Annotated in this window: 16 protein-coding genes; all 16 read left to right on the top strand. The window is 45.3% G+C overall.

Annotated elements, in window-relative coordinates; all coding sequences use genetic code 11:
• The first annotated feature begins 170 nt into the window (after positions 1-170).
• The 16 genes from pflA (at position 171) to ftsH (ending at position 18,305) form a co-directional block, all read left to right on the top strand.
• On the top strand, positions 171-905 hold the full coding sequence (pflA, locus tag DXD06_RS11400; protein ID WP_022045249.1) for a pyruvate formate-lyase-activating protein: 735 nt from the start codon (positions 171-173) through the stop codon (positions 903-905).
• A 425-nt stretch (positions 906-1,330) separates the two neighbouring features.
• Positions 1,331-2,095, top strand: coding sequence for an RluA family pseudouridine synthase (locus DXD06_RS11390; RefSeq protein WP_117831959.1), 765 nt, complete (start codon positions 1,331-1,333; stop codon positions 2,093-2,095).
• A gap of 201 nt (positions 2,096-2,296) precedes the next feature.
• Complete coding sequence (gene proS, locus DXD06_RS11385) at positions 2,297-3,736, top strand: proline--tRNA ligase (RefSeq protein WP_022045251.1); 1,440 nt, start codon at positions 2,297-2,299, stop codon at positions 3,734-3,736.
• 42 nt (positions 3,737-3,778) lie between these two features.
• Positions 3,779-7,090: a tetratricopeptide repeat-containing diguanylate cyclase gene (locus DXD06_RS11380; RefSeq protein ID WP_117831918.1), complete on the top strand. Its 3,312-nt coding sequence runs from the start codon at positions 3,779-3,781 to the stop codon at positions 7,088-7,090.
• Positions 7,087-8,430: a CCA tRNA nucleotidyltransferase gene (locus tag DXD06_RS11375; protein ID WP_117831916.1), complete on the top strand. Its 1,344-nt coding sequence runs from the start codon at positions 7,087-7,089 to the stop codon at positions 8,428-8,430. Before DXD06_RS11380 ends, DXD06_RS11375 begins: the two co-directional genes overlap by 4 nt.
• A gap of 59 nt (positions 8,431-8,489) precedes the next feature.
• A complete protein-coding gene (locus DXD06_RS11370; RefSeq protein WP_117831914.1) occupies positions 8,490-9,464 on the top strand; it encodes a phosphotransferase in 975 nt (324 codons plus the stop codon).
• Positions 9,465-9,485: 21 nt separating this feature from the next.
• Positions 9,486-10,715, top strand: coding sequence for an S-layer protein (locus DXD06_RS11365; RefSeq protein WP_147343626.1), 1,230 nt, complete (start codon positions 9,486-9,488; stop codon positions 10,713-10,715).
• 166 nt (positions 10,716-10,881) lie between these two features.
• Positions 10,882-11,154 (top strand): HU family DNA-binding protein, encoded by a 273-nt coding sequence (locus DXD06_RS11360; protein ID WP_022045256.1) that lies wholly within the window; start codon positions 10,882-10,884, stop codon positions 11,152-11,154.
• A 64-nt stretch (positions 11,155-11,218) separates the two neighbouring features.
• Entirely contained in the window at positions 11,219-11,461 is a 243-nt protein-coding gene (locus tag DXD06_RS11355) for an RNA-binding S4 domain-containing protein (RefSeq protein ID WP_022045257.1), read from the top strand.
• Between the two features lie 37 nt (positions 11,462-11,498).
• Positions 11,499-11,777, top strand: coding sequence for a sporulation protein YabP (gene yabP / locus DXD06_RS11350; protein ID WP_022045258.1), 279 nt, complete (start codon positions 11,499-11,501; stop codon positions 11,775-11,777).
• On the top strand, positions 11,778-12,179 hold the full coding sequence (gene yabQ / locus DXD06_RS11345; RefSeq protein ID WP_055067443.1) for a spore cortex biosynthesis protein YabQ: 402 nt from the start codon (positions 11,778-11,780) through the stop codon (positions 12,177-12,179). It begins immediately after the preceding gene.
• A complete protein-coding gene (locus DXD06_RS11340; protein ID WP_022045260.1) occupies positions 12,166-12,459 on the top strand; it encodes an FtsB family cell division protein in 294 nt (97 codons plus the stop codon). The genes yabQ and DXD06_RS11340 overlap by 14 nt, the downstream gene beginning before the upstream one ends.
• Positions 12,460-12,616: 157 nt before the next feature.
• Positions 12,617-14,506, top strand: coding sequence for a SpoIIE family protein phosphatase (locus tag DXD06_RS11335; RefSeq protein ID WP_117831910.1), 1,890 nt, complete (start codon positions 12,617-12,619; stop codon positions 14,504-14,506).
• On the top strand, positions 14,506-15,906 hold the full coding sequence (gene tilS / locus DXD06_RS11330) for a tRNA lysidine(34) synthetase TilS (protein WP_117831908.1): 1,401 nt from the start codon (positions 14,506-14,508) through the stop codon (positions 15,904-15,906). The genes DXD06_RS11335 and tilS overlap by 1 nt, the downstream gene beginning before the upstream one ends.
• 14 nt (positions 15,907-15,920) lie before the next feature.
• Positions 15,921-16,463, top strand: a complete 543-nt coding sequence (gene hpt / locus DXD06_RS11325; protein ID WP_022045263.1) for a hypoxanthine phosphoribosyltransferase — start codon at positions 15,921-15,923, stop codon at positions 16,461-16,463.
• Positions 16,464-16,481: 18 nt separating this feature from the next.
• Positions 16,482-18,305, top strand: coding sequence for an ATP-dependent zinc metalloprotease FtsH (gene ftsH / locus DXD06_RS11320; protein WP_330378146.1), 1,824 nt, complete (start codon positions 16,482-16,484; stop codon positions 18,303-18,305).
• Positions 18,306-18,446 lie beyond the last annotated feature (141 nt).

The following is an 18,446-nucleotide window of genomic DNA, read 5'->3' as shown; positions in this document are numbered from 1 at the left end:
GAAGCAACGGAGTAATTCGTAGATCATATCCGTTGGAATGAATAAGAAATCAGGGTTAATACATGAATGAATATTTGTGTATTAGCCCTGTTTTTATGATATAATTTGCACATACTAATGAAATGATAATTCGATGCTTTTATTGGTTTGGTTAAAAACGAGGTAAAACAATGCTAGGAAATATACATTCAATTGAGACATTCGGTTCCGCAGACGGACCGGGCGTGCGTTATCTGATTTTTTTGAAGGGCTGCAATATGCGCTGTAAATACTGCCATAATCCCGATACCTGGGCAAAAACCGAGGGGGAAATGAAAAGCGCAGAAGAAATTTTACAACAGGCGCTGCGGTATAAAAGATACTGGGGCAAAAAGGGCGGTATTACCGTAAGTGGCGGAGAAGCACTGTTGCAGATTGATTTTGTCACAGAATTGTTTACGCTTGCCAAAGAAAAAGGCGTCAATACCTGTCTGGATACAGCGGGCAACCCGTTTACCCGTGAGAAACCATTCTATTCTAAGTTTGAAAAACTGATGGAAGTGACGGATCTGTTTATGCTCGACATAAAGGAAATGGATGAGGACGAGCATAAACAACTGACAGGCCAGACGAATAAAAATATTCTGGATATGGCAACCTGTCTGTCGGATCACGGTAAAGCGATGTGGATTCGGCACGTACTTGTGCCGGGCATTACCGATGATGATGGGCAGTTACACAGGCTCCGTGCATTTATTGATACGTTAAAAACCGTGGAACGTGTGGAAATTTTGCCATATCACACGCTGGGGGTATTTAAATGGAAAGAACTTGGGATTCCTTATGCACTGGAAGATGTGGAGCCGCCGACCAAAGAGCAGGTGGAACATGCACGGGAAATCATTATTCCCGGTTATAAATCCTGATTGTATGAACAGGAGGGACATATGCAAAAAAGGCAGCTGTAAAATCCCATCAAACAAAGAGAATGGGACATATGCACAAAAAGATAGCTGTGAAATCCCATCAAACAAAGAGAGTGGGACATATGTGCAAAAAGATAGCTGAAATATCCCGACAGAAAAAGAAAGAGGGACATAGAAGCAAGGAAAAATTGTATATGTCCCAACAGTATAGATGGTCGGGACATAAAGATAAAGAAAAACAGTATATGTCCCAACAGCACCAATAAGAAGGATATAAAGATAAAGAAAAATTGTATATGTCCAGACAGCAGAATAAGAGAACCATAGGGAGCAGTAAAAGCTGCGTAGATCTCATTTTCCACCCCCCCAAAAAAAACTCAAAAAAGAATGCGCAGCAGAAAAGAAAACATAAGGAAAAACAAATCATGACACAACCGGAAATTTTATACGAAGATGCACAGCTGATCGTCTGTTACAAACCGGCAGGCATTGCAACGCAGACAAAAAAACTGGGACAAAAAGACATGGTCAGCATACTTTCGAATCACATAGCACAGGAAGGAACCGGACAGCCGTTTATCGGTGTAGTCCATCGGCTGGACCAGCCGGTGGAAGGCGTGATGGTGTTTGCAAAAACAAAACAGGCGGCAGCAAAATTGTCGGCACAGGTAAAAGACCATTCCTTTGGGAAAAAATATTATGCAAAAGTCCGGCTGCCGGAAGGAAAAACTTTTGAACAGGCTACGGGGCATGAAAAGACAGGAACACTGCAGGACTGGATACAATTTGAACCGAAAGAAAATAAATCCTGTGTAATAGAACAGAAGCAGAGGGAGAACGAACGGGAAGACATCAGGCATCCGGCAGACGGGAAGCGGTCGCAATTGCAGAAACCACGGCATACAGCAACGTCACAAAATAAGATACAGGAAGCAGTACTTGATTATCAGGTGATCAGGCAGGGAGAAGGATCTGCATTGCTGGATATTACTTTACATACCGGCCGCCATCATCAGATCCGTGTACAGCTTGCACATCTTGGAACTCCGATCTGCGGAGATCACAAATATGGAAAGGCTGAAAGAGGAACCCCGGCACTGTGCAGTTATCATATCGATTTTGTTCATCCGGTCAGTGGCAAAGAGATGACCTATGAAATCAGTCCGAGAAATTTCGAAACAGAATGTTAATGGTATTCAGGTGCTGAGTGAACAGTAACCCATTTAGCCGTTATCGAGCGGTTTCACTTCACGCAAATCTTGACAATCGGCTGTGTTCGTCATATTATATATTCGAGCTTTTCTGCGCATTTTGCGGGCAGAAAAGGAAAACTCTTACACGAGTATAACGTAAAAAATGACCGCACAGTGGTCGCAGAAAAGGAGAAAGACATGGCGAAAGAGAAGAAACTTGTTGAAGCCATTACTTCCATGGAGGAAGATTTTGCACAATGGTATACCGACGTCGTAAAGAAAGCAGAGCTGATTGATTACTCCGCAGTAAAGGGCTGCATGATCATCAAGCCCGATGGGTATGCTATCTGGGAAAATATACAGCATGAATTAGACCGCAGATTCAAAGAAACAGGCGTAGAGAATGTATATATGCCGATGTTTATTCCGGAGAGCCTTCTGGAAAAAGAGAAGGATCATGTGGAAGGATTTGCACCGGAAGTCGCATGGGTGACTTACGGCGGACTCAATCAGCTACCGGAGCGTCTGTGCGTCAGACCTACTTCTGAGACACTGTTCTGCGATTTTTATAAAAATCTGATCCAGTCTTACCGTGATCTGCCAAAGGTGTACAACCAGTGGTGTTCCGTAGTACGCTGGGAAAAGGAAACCCGTCCGTTTCTGCGTTCCAGAGAATTCCTGTGGCAGGAGGGGCATACAGCGCATGCAACCGCAGAGGAGGCACAGGCACGTACCATCCAGATGCTGAATCTGTATGCAGATTTCTGTGAAGAGTTCCTTGCCATGCCGGTTGTCCGCGGACAGAAGACAGAAAAAGAAAAATTTGCCGGTGCGGAAGACACCTATACCATCGAGGCACTGATGCATGATGGAAAAGCCCTGCAGTCCGGAACCAGTCACAACTTCGGAGATGGATTTGCAAAGGCATTTGGTATCCAGTATACCGATAAACAGAATAAATTACAGTATGTACACCAGACTTCGTGGGGAATGACAACACGTCTGATCGGAGCCATCATCATGGTTCACGGCGACAATGATGGTCTGGTTCTGCCACCTAAGGTAGCACCGACACAGGTAATGGTTATCCCGATCCAGATGCAGAAGGATGGCGTACTGGATAAGGCAAACGAAGTGCGTGAGCGTCTGGGAAAAGTCTGCCGTGCAAAACTGGACGATTCCGATAAGAGTCCGGGATGGAAATTCTCTGAGCAGGAGATGCGTGGAATTCCGCTTCGTGTGGAACTGGGACCGAAAGATATTGCGGCAAATAAATGTGTGGTTGTCCGCAGAGATACCAGAGAGAAAATTGAGGTTTCCCTGGATGAGATCGAGACAAAGATTCCGGAACTGTTAGAGACCGTTCAGAAAGATATGTTTGCGCGTGCAAAGGCACATCGTGATGCACATATCTGGGATGCACATAATTACGAAGAATTTAAGGATATTGCAGAAAATAAACCGGGATTCATCCGTGGTATGTGGTGCGGAGATCAGGCATGTGAGGACAAGATCAAAGAAGATCTGGCAGTAACCTCACGCTGTATGCCGTTTAATGATCAGGAACAGATTTCAGATGTTTGTGTATGCTGTGGAAAACCGGCACATAAGCTGGTATATTGGGGCAAGGCATATTAAAAATCAGCCGGGATTATGGATTTCAAAGAGGGGGTTGGAGCCATGATTGAAAAGTATTTTAATGGTGTTATAGAACAGGTATATCACAGAATCGGAACCGCAGAAAAGAACATTGTTATGGCAAGCTATAACAATGACTTTTCTGTGTCCGGACTGGAGAATAAAAAACGTTATCAGGAAGACGATAACGTTTTTTTTGCCTGTTGTGAACTGCAATATGAGACATTGTCCGGGGCATATGCGCCTTTTCTGGACATTATCTGTGACATGTTCCGCAAATTTGTAAAGGGAGATTTTGAAGCTTTTTTGCGCGAATGCGGAACTTATGAACTGCACCGGTCTTTGTTTTTAGGGTACTATGAAGATGGTATCTGCAAAAGGGAAGAAGGGGTGCTGTTAAATGAAGTGGAATATGAGCAGCGGCGCATGACAGAAGCCATCGTTGCCATGCTGAAAAAACTCACGGAATACCGGCCGATTATGATTGTAATTAACCGTTTCCAGCTGGCAGGACGCAGTTCCATGGAACTTATTTACCGGCTGCTGACAGAACCGTGTACGGAAATCGGGATTGTGCTTGGAGTAAACGAAATGCAGCCGCGGCTGGATATGGCCGTCAACATGTGGGATGCAATCGTGGAAAAACTTGAAGATAGTAGCCAGATTTATCATATTGGAAGTTCCGGGAAACACAGAAACCGGGAGAATGCGGAGGATGTGGCAGAAGAGAAAAATTACAGCCACATGCTTGCAAAGGTAGAGACAATCATTACGTTTCTGGATTGTGACCAGGCAAAATGGTACTTGCAGAAACTTGAATATAAACTTAAATTTGAAGATATTTTTGTGGATGATATAACCCTGCGGGAATTTTATCTATTGTATACCCGTACCGCTATTTTGCGTGCAGAGCTTTCTAAGGCACTGGAGATGGTTGATTCAGCAATGCGTCTGCCATCCGTTTGCAAAGATCTGTTTTACCGCAGTGAATGTTCCTTTTTAAAGGGAACGTGCCTGATGTATCAGGGCAAACTGCAACAGGCGGAAATGTATGCACAGTATGCCCGGGAGGAAGCACAAAAAAGTGGGAATGAGAAACAGATATTCAAGGCGGAACTCTTGTCTGTTATGGCGCGTATGTCCGGCTGGTACAATATTTTTTTCTGTATACAGGATATCCCGATTCATGAAGGGCTGATTGAAAAGCTGATGCAGAACAATTACCGGAATCACCTGGCACACATTTATATTTATGCATATGATAATCGGCCGGAGATGGTTGCAAGGGCCTACCGTTCCGAGGCATCTCTTTTATATTTCAGTAAAGGGGTGGCACTGGCAAAAGAGATTGGAAATGAGCAGCTGGTATATGATGCATATCAGAAAAACATTATGCTTGCATCAACGAATGGTATGAATGAGATTGCCATGCTGTATTCCGTGCGTACATACCAGTTCATGAAATCAAGGGATGATGTTTATGAGGGCAGAATTTTGTCTGGCATCGGATATAATCTGAGTGCCATGGGAAAAAACCGGCTTGCGGAGCATTATTATAACCGCGCCATTGAGGTGTTTTACCATTTGCGTCTTCCGGAGGATATTGCGGAAGTGTTTTACAACCGTGCACTGAATTATATTATGCAGGAGAACTATGCGAAGGCGGAACATGATCTGCTGATGGCGATGAAGGTAATAGAAAAACTGCATCTTAACAGTCTGCGTGTATGTAATCTGTCAAAATTATATGGTCTTTTAGCACTTGTGAGCATCATGCAGAAAGACCGGTTTAACTGTGAACGTTACTTGCTTAACTGCCGGCAGTTCCTGAATTATATTATTGAGAAAGAAAAAGAAAATGAAAACGAGGAAATCATCCATGACTATGCCAAGTGTGATGAGGATATGTTTCTATACACATTTTCCATGGCAATGCTTAACCGCATGGATGGAAAGAAGGAAGAGGTACTAGTCAGTTTTGAACAGGCAGAGCGTTTCCTGCTTCAGGCAGAGGGAAATGAGTTTTTCAGTTATCGTTTATTCCGGAAAGAGAGAATGAAGCTGTTTGAGGAAATGGGGCGCAGTGAGCGCTGCCAGATGGAACGCGCAACGCTTTTGCAGCATGAGGAGATTAATTCCCAGGCGGCACGGCTGCTTCCCATGAATCTCCTGAAGGAAATTGATCTGGGAGAGCATCCGCAAACGTGTGCCGTGCGGGAGGAAGAAATTGAAGCCCTGATCAAACAGGAAGGCCTTTTACAGGATTATGCAACGTCCCGGAGACAGATGGAGTTTATTTCCACATGGCAGAAACTGATTGATGTGAACGGAAGCAACGTAGAGGGTATGGTACAGAATGCGTTCAATACGTTTATGAATCATTTCAGCCTGGATTGTGCATTGTATATCTGTTACCATGAAGATGGTGCCCATGTACTTTATAACGATACCAAATGTGAGATGACGGAAGCGGACATTGCGGCGATCGGAAATACCATGCTGGAATATCCACAGGGGTTTGCGGTATCAAAGATCAGCGACAGTTTTCTGGAACATCAGGATACGATCGGTTATTTCGGAATAGATGATGTATGTTCGTTTGTGGCAGCACCGTTTCTCAAAAACGGAAAGCTGACCAGCCTTCTGATCACATATGTCCGCATGAAGGATAACTGGCATGGTTCGATCGAACGCTACATGCTCAACGAGGATGACCTGAGAATCTATTCCCTGCTTTTTCGGGAGATGGAGTATTCTATCAATCGCATGGAGGCAAACGACAAGATTTATATGATGAACCGCAAGCTGCAGGAGGCTGCGGTTACGGACATGCTTACCGGTATTTATAACCGTGCCGGTATGTACGAAGAGATTCGGCAGATGATTGAGTGTTACCGTGTGTCAGAAAAGACACATCATGTCGGGCTGATGTTTATTGATCTGGACAATTTCAAGCATTATAATGATACATTCGGACATGACGTCGGAGATCTGATTTTAAAGGAAATGGCAAAGATTTTCCGCAAGGCGGTAAAGGGAAGAGGATTTGTCGCCAGATATGGCGGGGATGAATTTATTATGATCTTAAATACCGATGCCCGGGAAATCCTTGAACAGATCGCAAAAGGAATCTATGAGAAAATCAATTCCACGCAGGGATTCCAGCGGCAGATTGAAAATTATCTCGGCCATGCGATCACGACGACCGAAAAATCGCGGATTACCTGTTCCATCGGAATTGCAAGCGCAGGGGATGTGAGAAAAGAGGAAGATATTAATGAATTAATCCGTAGCGCAGATGAGATTTTATATAAAGTCAAAACAGGGGAAAAAGGACACTACGCATTTTTATGAAAATTCAATTACCAGAACACGTAAAGCAAATTATACACAGACTTCAGCAGGAGGGGTATGATGCCTATGCCGTGGGTGGATGTGTCAGAGATACACTTTTAGGACGCAGCCCACAGGACTGGGACATTACAACTTCCGCGAAACCGCAGGTGGTGAAATCGCTGTTTTCCCATACGATTGATACGGGCATTGCACATGGAACCGTTACGGTTATGCTGGATCATACGGGGTATGAAGTGACAACTTACCGGATCGATGGGGAATATGAAGATGCCAGACATCCGAAGACAGTGACGTTTACGGGAAATCTGGTAGAGGATTTAAAACGCCGGGATTTTACGATCAATGCCATGGCATATAATGATACCGCAGGACTGGTGGATGCATTTGACGGGATTGGGGATCTCAAACGGCACGTGATCCGTTGTGTGGGGATACCGCATGACCGGTTTGGAGAGGATGCGCTGCGTATGCTGCGCGCCGTGCGTTTTGCCGCACAGCTTGGATTTTCCATTGAGGAGAAAACCAGACAGGCTGTGGCAGACCTGGCAGACAATTTACAGAAAGTCAGTGCGGAGAGAATCCAGACCGAAATGGTGAAATTGTTCACCTCTGCACATCCGGAGGAGATGCGTACGGTATATGAGCTTGGACTTTCCAGAGTATTTCTCCCGGAGTTTGACAGGATGATGGAAACCCCGCAGATTACGAAACATCATTGTTACAGTGTGGGGGAACATACCATTCATGCCATGCAGGAAGTCCAACAGGACCGGATTCTGCGCCTGACCATGTTGCTTCATGATGTGGCCAAACCGGTGTGTGTAACGACAGATGAAAAAGGGCAGAATCATTTTAAAGGACATCCGGCGGAAGGGGCGGAAATGGCACGGGTTATTTTGCGGCGGTTGAAGTTTGACAACGAAACAATAAAACGCGTATGCCTGCTCGTGCGCTATCATGATGACCGTCCGGCCGTGACACCGCGCAATGTGCGCCGTGCGATCAGCAGGATCGGAGTGGAAAATATGGAGGCTCTGTTTGCGGTAAAGCGTGCAGATACACTGGCGCAGAGCATGTATGAGCGGCAGAAAAAGCTTTCCTATATTGATGCCTACGAAGAAACTTATCGTGAGATATTAAAAGAACACCAGTGTGTGCAGAAAAAGGATCTTGCCATAAACGGCAGGGATCTGATTGCACAGGGAATGAAAACGGGCAAAGAAATGGGAGAAGTGCTGCAGGCACTGTATGAACAGGTTCTTGATGAACCGCAACTGAATAATAAAGAGACGCTGCTTGCACTTGCTTTGCAATTGCAGCAGACAAAACAGGAATAAATAAGACACCCTTTCCATATGATGAAAATAGATTCAAGTCATGTGGGAGGGGTTTCATTTTGTATTATCAGCCGGAAGTAATGTTGGAGCAATATGACATAGAAATAAAACAGATCACGAAAGGCAGAGGTGTGTTTTGCTGTGAGACGGATCAGGGGAAAAAAGTACTTGCACCGTTTCGGGGATCTGCAGAACGCGCAAAATTTGTGCGCGAAATATTATGCAGCATGCAGGAAAAGGGATATCCGGTGGAACAGGTCAGTCTGACAAAAGACGGGCAGTGTGTGGTAACGGATGAAAGTGGCATGCGTTTCTGGCTGAAAGATCTGGTAGAGGGAAATGAATGCCAGACAGGTCGGGAGAAAGATGTAGCTGCCGGTGCCCAGGCGCTGGCAGGGTTTCATTGCTGTGTTTCATCCTGTGTTACGGAAATTCCGGATTTTATGAAAAATACAAAGAATGAACCGGCAGTGCTCTATTACCGGCATTACCGGGAACTGATCCTGGTAAAAAATTTTGTGCAGTCAAGAAAAACCCGAAACGAGTTTGAGCGGTCATTCTGGGAACAGTATACGCATTATATCGCACAGGCGAAAGAAGCGGTCGGGATGCTGCAGGAGCGAAAAGACCAGGGGAGAACCAGGGGGTTTTGTCACGGGGATTGTAACCAGCATAATATGCTTCGTACAGCACAGGGGGTCCGGCTCGTAAATTATGAAAATCTGTTTTACGGAGAACAGATGGTGGATCTGGCAAACTATCTGCGTAAGATTCTGGAAAAAAACAGTTGGAGTACGGACATGGGAAAACATATTCTGGAAGCTTATGAAAAGCAGAGAAAATTGTGCAAGGAAGAAAAACAGCTGCTGCATGTGCTGCTTCTGTTTCCAGAGAAATTCTGGAAAGTATCCAATCACTACAGTAACTCGCATAAAGCATGGGTATCCGGCAGAGATATTGAAAAATTAAACCGGCTGATTGCAGCGGAGCCGGCAAGGGAACATTTTCTGGAAAATTTGTTTTCTTTTCTGTGAAGAATGAGCTATACTAAGGATATGAGAAGAGACAGAATTAAAAAAACAATTACATATTTGAGTCTGCTTTTTTGGCTGTGTCTGCTTGTGGCATGTGGACAGCAGGAGGAGACGACAGATGACGGAGTTACCTATTTTCATCATTCCATCGCAGACCGGAATACACAGGAAACACAGGAGAATTCCACGGAAACGGAAAAGTCCGAAGAGTTTCTGCTGACCGCAGTCGATCAGATTCAGGAAAGTCTCCAGCTGTACCGGTATGCGGATGGAATGGAATACCGGTATTATTACGGAACAGGCACCCGTTTTTATGACAAATACGGAAACCGGACACCTGTGACAAGTTTTGAACCCGGTCTGCTTGTGACCATCGGGGATGTAGACAGCGAAGGAATCCTCACGGAAGCCCGGATTTCGGATCAGGCATGGGTATACGACAATATCACCCGGTTTTCGGTAAATCCGGATCTGGACATGCTAAAGATCGGAGATGGAAAATATCGCTATACGGATGACACGATTGTGTTTTCCGGAGATAAAAGAATCCAGATGACGGATTTGTCGGATGGGGATACGTTAAGCGTTGTCGGCAGGGATAAAAACATTCTTGCGGTGCGTGTGACAACCGCACAGGGAACGCTTGCACTGTCCAACACCAAACTGTTTGAAGAAAGTTTTTTGCAGCTGGGCACAAAGATTTTTGCGGAAATTACACCGGATATGGAGATTCAGGTGCCGGAAGGAACCTATGAACTTCGCGTAGCCAATAACGGATGGGGCGGCAGTACGGAAGTGACGATTACGCGTGGCGAGACTACAAATGTGGATCTTGACACCTTAAAAGGCGAAGGACCGTCTTACGGAAAGGTGCAGTTTGTCATCGATGCAAAAGATGCGGTGCTGTCAATTGACGGAAAAGAAACGGACTATGAGAAGCCGGTGAAATTAACCTATGGAAGCCATACAATTACGGTATATTCTTCGGATTATGATACCTGGAAGCGGAACTTATATGTCAACTCGGAGAAATCGACAATTGTTATCAATCTCGCGGATGAAGATTCCAGTGAAACAGGCAGCAGTCAGAGCAGCTCAGAAAGCAGCAGCCAGAGCAGCTCACAGGGGAGCAGTCAGAGCAGTTCAGAAAGCAGCAGTCAGAGCGAGTACAAGAACCGGCAGGAAGAGCTTGATACACTCAAGGATCTGATTTCCAGTATGACATCCTCCAGTTCGCTTGTGTCAAAATGACGGTTTTTCGGACAGAATTTTGGTTGTTTTTAAGTGCCCAAAAGCCCGAAAATATCGCATTTTTCCTTGACAAAAGGATGGAAAACAAGTATAAATAGATTTGTAAGTAATTTGAGAGAAGGAACTCGAATTATATAATATAGGAATCCATAGGAGGAATTTTAACATGAACAAAGCAGAGTTAGTTGCAGCAGTAGCTGAGAAGGCAGAGATTTCAAAGAAAGACGCTGAAGCAGCAGTTAAGGCATTCACAGATGTTGTTGCTGAGGAGCTGAAGAAGGGTGAGAAGATCCAGTTAGTTGGATTTGGTACTTTCGAGGTTTCTGAGAGAGCAGCAAGAGTTGGAAGAAACCCACAGACAAAGCAGGAAATCACAATCCCAGCTTCTAAGGCACCGAAGTTTAAAGCAGGTAAGGCTTTAAAGGATTCCCTGAACTAATTCTGGTGGAATATGTGGGAGAGCGTCATTGGACGCTCTCTTTTCTGTTATAAGGAGAAATAATATGAGATTAGATAAATTTTTAAAAGTATCACGCCTGATCAAGCGAAGAACGGTCGCCAATGAAGCCTGTGATGCAGGACGTGTTATGGTAAACGGAAAACCTGCCAAGGCATCCACCAATGTAAAAGTCGGAGACGAAATAGAAATTCTGTTTGGACAGAAATCCGTAAAAGTGCGTGTTACGGATATTCAGGATACGACCAAAAAAGAACAGGCGAAAGATCTGTTTGAATACATATCCTAGAAGTGTGGCGCATACTCTTTAACAGGAGGGCGCTTGTATGGAAGAAAGAGGACAGTCAAACAGCACAGGGCAGCATAAGCTGATCCTGCAGAACCGGAAAAGCGGAAGTTTTACCGGTGTAACGGATGTTGTAAATTTTGATGCAAATGAGATTATCCTTGACACAGAACTCGGACGGTTGACGATTAAGGGAAAAGAACTTCACGTAAACCGGCTGGACCTGCAGAAAAAAGAAGTGGAAATTGATGGAACCGTGGATATGCTTCAATATTCCGGAACACCTGGCCGGGGTGTCTTTGGAAAGTGGTTCGGTTAAGTGGAAGAGGGCAGGATTTTTGTACATTTTTTTCTGTTTGGGATGATAGCATTTGCGGCATATGACGGAATCCGTGTAGTTCGTAGAATTTTTCCGCATGGGATCTTTATGATTTCCTTAGAGGATCTGGTATACTGGCTGGTCATTTCGCTTTGTTTTTTTCTGCATCTCTGTCAGGTAAATAATGGAAAAATCCGGGGCTATGTACTCCTGGGAAGCCTTCTGGGAGCGTGGATTTATTACAGTTTCTGTAGTCGGTTTGTTATGCGGTATCTGACGGAAAAGATTCATTATCTGAAAAAGAGGTTGAAAAAGTTCCGGGAAATGACTACAATAAAGTTAAATAAGCTTCGTAAAAGAAAGAAGCCTGAAGAATCGGAGAAAGAACATGAGAAAAACTAAAAAGCGTCGCCGTGGAAGCGGTACTGCAGGAATCATGATCATTGTGCTTGCATTTTTGGTTGTCATGACGGTTCAGATCTGCAGGATACGTTCAAAAGATGCGGAATATGCGGCAAAAGAAAAAGAATTACAACAGCAGTATGAGGAAGAAACCGAGAGATCTACGGAGATAGATGATCTTGAGACGTATATGAAATCCTCACAATATATTGAAGATGTGGCAAAAAGCAAGCTTGGACTGACTTATAAGAATGAAATCATCTTCAAGGAAAAGAAGTAGAAAAGAAGAATCTGTCTGAACAGGTTCTTCTTTTTCTTTAATGCATTGATGGAAGATTTGAGCGAAAACTTTTTTGAAAACCACAGAAAATCTGACAGAATATGCGTCATTGTCTGTGTATACTTGTCCCTCGAAAACAATTTTTTGGAGGTGTATCATGCGTACAGGACAATGGAAAACAATGGGGATAGGATCGCTGATCGGAAAAATGATCTATGCAGTATTCGGGCTGGCGGCAAGTATGTTATGTATCATGGGATATTATCCGGTGGTGCCGGCATTTTACACGGCATGCTGTCTGGATAAAAAGAGAAATTTTCTGCTATACATAGGACTGGTTGTGGGAATGGGCTGGTGCATGCCGGTGGCTGCGATTGTAAAATATCTGTTTATTCTTTTTGTACTGGGAATCGCAATCCGGTTTTATATATGGGCAAACAGGCGCTGCAGCGGATGGACGGCAGGAATGATTGCGGGAATTACAACGATCGCGATGAATACATCGGGACTTCTGATTCTGAATATGGAGAAAAAGGCATTGATCCTTGGCATCAGCGAAGGTGTGATCGTGTTTGCACTGGCAGTATTGTTCCATTATGGAATCGGAATGGGCAGTCAGATTTTCCGGGAGAGACATAAGAACCGGGTGGAAGAGGAAGGCGTGGAAACGATGGTTGGAATGGATCCTCAGGGGCGGATTCATGCATTTGCAGAGGCAGTTGACGAGCTTTCCGTGGCATTTGCCGCGATGGACGGCAGGCAAAAGCCAAAACAGCAGGATCATCTGGATATTCTTGCCCAGGAGATTACCGGAAAGCTGTGTGCGGACTGCGATGGATGTGTCGTGTGTTTAGAGCAGCAGAAACCGGATTTCTGGATAAAAATCCGCCGGATGCTGCAGGCAGTTGCACAACACAGTACCAAAGAAGAAATTTTAAGTCAGAATTTTATGGAAGAGTGTCCGCGTTATTCCGGGATGGTGGAAGAGGCAATCTGGGCTTTTTCCCGTATGGAACTCAATGAGGCATGGTATCACCGCCTGCAGGAGAACCGCAAGGTAATCGCGGATCAGCTGGATGCGATGGCGGATGCTTTGCAGGACTGGGATCAGGGAATCCGGTGTATGGACCGGACAGAGCGTGTTCTGCTGGCAAAAATTGCGTTTGAGACAAGGGAACGGGGACTGGATGTAAAACAGATACATGTTTATGAGGACAAAGAAAAGCGGCGCATGGTGACCGCTTTGGTGGAAAGTAAGTGGGGAGGCGGAATTCCTGTTAAAAATTATCGAAAAGCGCTCGAGCGTGCTTCAGGCATGGCGGTCCGGCTGAAAGAGGATACCAGATCCATACTGACACAGGAACCGGTTATGATTACAGCGTATGAAGATACCTGCTTTTATGCATTATCCGGGGTTGCCTCGGAAAAAGAAGAGGGATCGAGTGTCAGTGGAGATAACTTTTCTCTGTTTTCGATGGAAAATGGGCATTATCATGTATGTGTCTCCGATGGTATGGGAAGCGGACCGTCTGCATTCCGGGAGAGCGATATGGTGGTAGAGCTGATGCAGAAATTTATGGAAGCAGGATTTCCTCAGGAGACAGCTATCCGCATGATGAATTCGGCAATGGTTCTGCAGGGTGATTGTGAGTCTTACTCTACACTGGATTTCATGGATCTGGATCTGTACAGTGGGCAGATGACGATTACCAAAATCGGTGCAGCAGCATCTTTTCTGAAACATAAAGACCGGGTGGAGTGCCTGCGGGCGTCCACACTTCCGGCGGGAGTCGATGCGTCCTGTACCGGGGATGTCATCCACAGAAAGCTCACACATGGGGATTTTCTTGTCATGGTTACGGATGGTGTGTTAGAATATCTACATGTGAAAAATCCGGAAGAAAAGCTCGCGGAAATGATAAAAGAGATAAAAACAGAGAACGCAGGTACTTTTGCTGAAAAGCTGATGGAACATGTGATGCTTTTTACAGGAGGACATGCACCGGATGATATGACAATAGTGGTAAGCGGAATCTGGGAGAAATAATGATCGTACAGGTAGAAAAATTTATGAGAAAGTGGAATATGGTGCCGGAGGGAGGCAGGGTACTCGTTGGAGTGTCCGGCGGTGCGGACTCTGTCTGTCTGTGCCTGATTCTGTATGAACTTTCCACGAAAATGAATTTTTCACTTGAGGTTATCCACGTGGAGCATGGAATTCGTGGAGAAGAGAGTAAAAATGATGCGGTGTTTGTGGAACAGCTCTGTAAACAACGGGGGATTGTCTGTCATATCCGGAATGTTGATGTTCCACGTTATGCCAAAATACATCATCTGGGAGAAGAAGAGGCGGCACGAATTCTGCGATATCAGGTGTTTGCGGATGCAGCCGGGCAGGACAGAAACGTCCGGATCGCACTGGCGCATCATATGGAAGACAATGCGGAGACCATGCTGTTTCAGCTGATCCGGGGAAGCGGACTGGATGGACTGTGCGGGATGCGTCCACAGCGGACAGGAACAAATGGGGAAATCTATATCCGTCCCTTTTTGCAGTGCAGCAGGGAACAGATCGAACAATTTCTGGAGGAGCGGGGGCAGGGATATTGTACGGACAGTACCAATGCCAACGAGTCCTACAGCAGAAACCGGATGCGAAAGAGGGTGCTTCCGGAACTGATACAGATGAATCCGCAGGCGGTACAGCATATGCAGACGGCGATGGAACAGCTGCAGCAGGTAAGAGATTATCTGGAAGAAGAGACGGTTTCCCTGGAGAAAAAATTTATTTCCGGGGAGAGGAAAAATGTGAAACTGGATACGGACGGGCTGGCAGAGCTTTCGCAGGCTGTCCGGATGCGGCTGATCCGCAAAGCTGTCTGGAAAGCTGCCGGGGCATGCAAAGATATTACGGCGGCACATTTGCAGGCAGTGGCGGACCTTCTGGAAAAACAGACCGGAAGATATGTAAAACTGCCCTATGGGCTGACCGCCACAAGAGTTTACAATGTGATCGAAATCATGGGAAAAAGAAAGGAAACGGAAAAGATCTGTCTGCCGATAGATACGGACCGGCTGCCGGAAAATCTGCTGGCCGGTGAATGGAAATTTTCGTTTAAAAAGTTTCCGTATGATGGGAATACCGATAAAATTCCACGAAAAATGTATACGAAATGGTTTGATTATGATAAGATAAAAGATAGTTTAGCTATACGTAACCGCCGAAAAGGAGACTATTTTGTGCTGGATGCGGCAGGACATCACAAGAAGCTGGAGGATTATTTCGTCAATGAAAAGATTCCGGCATCGCATAGAGATGAGCAGCTGCTTCTGGCCGGGGAGGATGAAATCTTCTGGATTGTCGGAGGGCGTATGGCATATGGCACAGGGATTTCCGATGCAACCCGATGGGTGTTGGAGATCACTGCCAGTAATAGCAGCCATTGAAGGAGGATAAGAGGATGGATTACAGTAAGAAACATGAGATATCGGTATATCTGACCGAGGAACAGTTAAATCAGCGGATTGCAGAGATCGGTGCACAGATCACGGAACGTTTCAAAGGCGAGTCGGTTTATCTGGTCTGTATCCTGAAAGGATCTATCTTTTTCACAACAGAACTTGCAAAGCGGATTGCGCTGCCAATGACGATCGATTTTATATCAGCATCCAGTTATGGAGCACAGACCCATTCTTCCGGTGTCGTAAATATCAAGAAGGATCTTGAACAGTCGATTGAAGGAGAGAACGTGATCGTTGTGGAAGATATTGTGGATTCCGGAAATACATTAAGCCGGCTGATGCAGCTGTTTGAGAGTCGTAATCCAAAAACTCTTACGATCTGTACGCTGCTGGATAAACCGGATCGCCGGGTGGTAGAAAACCTGCAGGTGGATTATACCGGATTTGTGATACCGGATAAGTTCGTAGTCGGATTTGGTCTTGATTACGATCAGAGATACCGTAATCTTCCGTATATTGGATTCGTGGAAGATGCGGATTAAAAAAAGGAGAGTAGTACATTGAATACAAAGAACAGACCCCGATTTGGAGGATTTGGTGTCTATGCGATGCTGATCCTGCTTGTGATTATTTTGTGGTATACATTTACCAACAACAGTACAACCAGTGATTTCACACAGAATAATCTCTGGAAAGCCATCAGTGAGGAAAAGGTTGTCAGTATCAGGGTAGAGCAGAACCGTGAAGTACCGACCGGTTATCTGAATATCAAACTGAAAGATGGTTCTACGGAACGGATGTATACCTCAGATGTGAACGAGATCCAGAAAGAATTAAAAGAAAAGGATTTTACCCAGTTTGTTGTGGATGATGTGCCGTCAGAGAGCTGGATTATGACACTTCTGCCATATCTTCTTATTTTTGGTGCCATCTTCATTCTGTTTATGATTATGAGCAACAATGCGGCAGCAAACAACAGCGGCGGCAAAATGATGAATTTTGGAAAAAGCCGTGCAAAGCTTTCCACCGAGGAAGATAACCATATGACATTTGAGAATGTCGCCGGTCTGAAAGAAGAAAAAGAAGAACTTGAGGAACTGGTGGACTTTCTGCGTGCACCAAAGAAGTATACAAACCTTGGTGCACGTATTCCGAAAGGTGTGCTCTTAGTCGGACCTCCGGGAACCGGTAAGACACTTCTGGCAAAAGCCGTTGCAGGCGAGGCCGGAGTACCGTTCTTTAGTATTTCCGGTTCCGATTTCGTAGAAATGTTTGTCGGTGTCGGAGCTTCGCGTGTCCGTGATCTGTTTGAGGATGCCAAGAAAAATGCACCGTGTATCGTATTTATCGATGAGATTGATGCTGTGGCCAGACGCCGTGGTACAGGTATGGGAGGCGGTCATGATGAGCGCGAACAGACCTTAAACCAGATGCTTGTTGAGATGGATGGATTTGGTGTTAATCAGGGAATTATCGTGATGGCAGCAACCAACCGTGTGGATATTCTTGATCCGGCGATCATGCGTCCGGGACGTTTTGACCGAAAGATTGTAGTCGGAAGACCGGATGTGGCAGGCCGTGAAGAAATTCTTCAGGTTCATGCAAAGAACAAGCCGCTGGGAGATGACGTTGATTTAAAACAGATCGCACAGACGACTGCGGGATTTACAGGAGCAGATCTGGAGAATCTGCTGAATGAGGCTGCCATTCTTGCAGCAAAAGAAAGCCGGGCATATATTCAGCAGGCAGATATCCAGAAAGCATTCATCAAAGTGGGAATCGGTGCGGAGAAACACAGCCGCGTGATTTCCGAAAAAGAAAAGAAAATTACAGCATATCATGAATCCGGACATGCCCTTCTGTTTCATCTTCTGCCGGATGTGGGACCGGTGCATACGGTATCCATTATCCCAACCGGTGCCGGGGCTGCGGGTTATACCATGCCGCTTCCGGAGAAGGATGAGATGTTTAACTCCAGGGGACGTATGCTGCAGGAGATCGTGGTAGATCTCGGAGGACGTGTTGCAGAGGAACTGGTATTTGATGATATTACCACAGGTGCCTCCCAGGATATCAAGCAGGCCACCAAGATGGCGCGCGATATGGTGACACGGTATGGAATGTCCGAGAATATCGGCCTGATCTGCTACAAAGATGATGACGATGAAGTATTTATCGGACGTGATCTGGCACATGCACACAGCTACAGTGAGGGAATTGCCTCTGCCATTGATGTGGAAGTAAAGCGTATCATTGATGAGTCTTATGAGAAGGCAAAAACAATCATTGCCGAGCATCGGGATGTGCTTGACCGCTGTGCAGCACTTCTTCTGGAGAAAGAAAAGATTACACGCGAAGAGTTTGAAGCATTATTTGAAGCATAAAAGATCTGGATGGTCAAAATGACAGAAAAAGGCTCTGCCGGGAAAAACTTTCCGGCAGAGCCTTTTTTCTGTATACATAGTGCACAAAAACGATGCCAAACTTTTGTGAAGTTTGTGCACACTTCTGTGTAGATCCATGGT

Source organism: Roseburia sp. TF10-5 (assembly GCF_003462365.1).
GTDB lineage: Bacteria > Bacillota > Clostridia > Lachnospirales > Lachnospiraceae > Roseburia > Roseburia faecis.
This window is presented reverse-complemented; position numbering and strand designations above follow the sequence as displayed.